This window comes from Oceanobacillus polygoni (assembly GCF_008304605.1).
GTDB classification, from domain to species: domain Bacteria; phylum Bacillota; class Bacilli; order Bacillales; family Amphibacillaceae; genus Oceanobacillus; species Oceanobacillus polygoni.
The window spans coordinates 1-2,856 of record NZ_PIJY01000046.1 but is presented as its reverse complement, the minus strand read 5'-3'; the positions used below and the strand labels follow the sequence as shown (position 1 = coordinate 2,856).

Here is a 2,856-nt window from a genome sequence, read left to right as displayed (position 1 = left end):
TTCTTCCATTGTTTTGCCACCGATTTTTTCTTCGGCATTATAAAATTTAAATGCTAGTGGGTTCGTAGATTGTGGACCTTCAAATTGGATTTTATTAATGTTATTAAAATATGCCATTTATATTACCTCCAAAATATACGTTTTTGAAACTGCTTTCATAGATATTATACCAGCGTATACTTAGTTTGTCTATCGAATGAACAAAGATTGTTGTTAGTTTATGTATTTTAGAATTAATTAGTTTATAAATTATAATAAGCATCCTTTCAAAAAGATTAATGGATGCTTATTCAGATACACTTTGGTTTAGTAAGTTTCTTACGCTAAGTTTTTGATTGGTATCTCTTTAAAGTTAAACTTTTGCTAATGTCCCAGATTGTATATTAACTAGTTACGATAGTCCATTAACTGCTGGTATAATTCACTTGTTCTACCATAAATCTCTTTATAAATCCCAAACAATCCTTTATATTTTTCAACGTTTTGCTGAATCGGTTGATAAACCTTATCTTCTTTCAAGAATTCAGCTGCACAATCTTTCAAGGAATCAAACCACCCACAGCCATATGCAGCAAGCATTGCAGCACCCATTCCTGGCCCTTGCTCGCTTTGCAGCTTCACGATACATGCATTAAAAATGTCCGCTTGCATCTGTAACCAGGATTCATTTTTGGCTCCTCCACCAATGGAAACGATGGTAGTGATGTTTTTGCCATTATCGCGGAAAATTTCAACCGATTCATTTAAAGAGAATGTGATCCCTTCTAATACGGCACGGGTGAAGTGTTTCCTTTCATGAGATGCATCCATACCAATGAAACTCCCACGGATATTGGCATCCACATGTGGAGTTCTTTCCCCTACAATATATGGTGTAAAGATGAGTCCATTAGAACCAATTGGAACTGTCTCTATATCCTCTAGTAACGCTTCAAAACCGATATCTTTTGCAAAGGTATCTTTAAACCAGGACAAACTATATCCTGCCGCAAGCGTTACTCCCATTGTGTAAAAAACTTCTGGCGCTGCATGGTTGAAGAAATGAACTTTCCCTTCAAAATCTTTATCGTCATTTGCTTCATATGATAAAACAACACCAGATGTTCCCGTACTTGCTAATGTTTTTCCATCTTCTAAGATCCCTGAACCAATCGCACCACATGCATTATCTGCTCCACCAGCGAATACTTTTGTTACAGCACTTAATCCTGTTGCTTCTGCAATCGCTGCTGTAAGCATTCCTACATTCTCATGTGAACCAACAAGCGGTGGACAAATTTCCAGGTTGATTCCTAAAATATCACAGATTTCCTTGCTCCACTTTTTTTCTGCAACATTCAAAAGTAATGTCCCTGCGGCATCGGAATACTCCATATGCAGCTGTCCAGTTAATTTTAAACGAACATAATCTTTGGGTAACACAAATGCTTTTGCTTGTTCAAAAATTTTCGGTTCATGATTTTTCACCCATAGGATTTTTGGCAACGTGAATCCTTCCAGTGCAGGGTTTTTTGTAATATCTAACAGGCGTTCTTTACCCACTCTATCATTAATTTCTTCACATTCTTTCGTTGTTCGTGTGTCATTCCAAAGAATCGCATTTCTTAATACTTCATTATTTTCATCGAGTAATACTAACCCATGCATTTGTCCTGAAAAACTGATACCCTCAATTTCTTCTGGATTCCCTCTAAAGTCTGTCAATACTTCAGATAATCCAGCAACTGTTTGTTCTACCCAATCATGAGGATTTTGTTCACTATAGCCGACTCTTTCCTGAATAAGTGGATAGGACTTCGAAACTTCTTGCGTTACTTCCCCCTGCTGATTTACTAATAAGATTTTAACGGCACTTGTACCTAAGTCTACTCCTATTACATATTTCATGATAAACCTCCCCTGCTTCCAATAAGATATAAAAGACGAAGACGATTCGTTCAGCTGTCTTCGCCTTTCTTGTCATTTCATAACGAATCCTAATTCTTTATTCACCAGTAAATGTTGTTAATAGATATTGGTTAATCGTAGCCTTGATTCTTTCTAGTTTACCAGACTCATTCTTGATTTCCGTTAAGCCTAATGCATATGCGTCTAACTTATGAAGGTCTGTGTTTCCTTCCACAATGTCTCGTCCAATACCTTCTTTGTAAGATTGATAGCGATCATCAATGATCGTTTCAAGTACTCGATCATCGATTAAACGTTGCGCCACTTTTAATCCAACCGCAAAGCTATCCATTCCTGCAATATGCGCATGGAATAAATCTTCAGGGGTAAACGAACCACGGCGTACTTTCGCATCGAAATTTAATCCACCACGGCCTAAGCCACCATTTTTCAAAATCTCATACATGGCTAATACAGTAGTATAAAGATCCGTTGGAAATTCATCGGTATCCCATCCTAGTAATGGGTGGCCTTGGTTCGCGTCCACAGATCCTAGCATGTTATGAATGCGTGCATAATGTAATTCATGCTCAAATGTATGACCTGCTAATGTGGCGTGGTTTGCTTCAATATTAAACTTGAATACATCTTCCAACCCATAATGCTGTAAAAAGGCATACCCACTCGCAACATCAAAATCATACTGGTGAGAGGTTGGCTCTTTTGGTTTTGGTTCAATTAAAAATTGTGCATCAAAGCCGATCTCCTTCGCATAATCATTTGCCATATGGAAGAGTCGCCCTAAGTTATCCATTTCCAATTTCATATCTGTGTTGAGAAGCGTTTCATAGCCTTCACGCCCGCCCCAAAACACGTAGTTTTCTGCACCGAGCTCTTTTCCTACTTCCAATCCTTTTTTCACTTTGGCTGCTGCATAGGCAAAAACATCAGCGTTACTGGATGAACCGG

The 2,856-nt window shown here is 38.0% G+C and carries 2 protein-coding genes; both read right to left on the bottom strand.

Going from position 1 to position 2,856, the window contains the following annotated elements; all coding sequences use genetic code 11:
• Window positions 1-387: 387 nt before the first annotated feature.
• Entirely contained in the window at window positions 388-1,887 is a 1,500-nt protein-coding gene (xylB, locus tag F1560_RS20655; RefSeq protein ID WP_149476520.1) for a xylulokinase, read from the bottom strand.
• Between the two features lie 97 nt (window positions 1,888-1,984).
• On the bottom strand, window positions 1,985-2,856 hold an 872-nt coding region (locus tag F1560_RS20650), incomplete at its 5' end, for an apurinic/apyrimidinic endonuclease family protein (protein WP_149476519.1).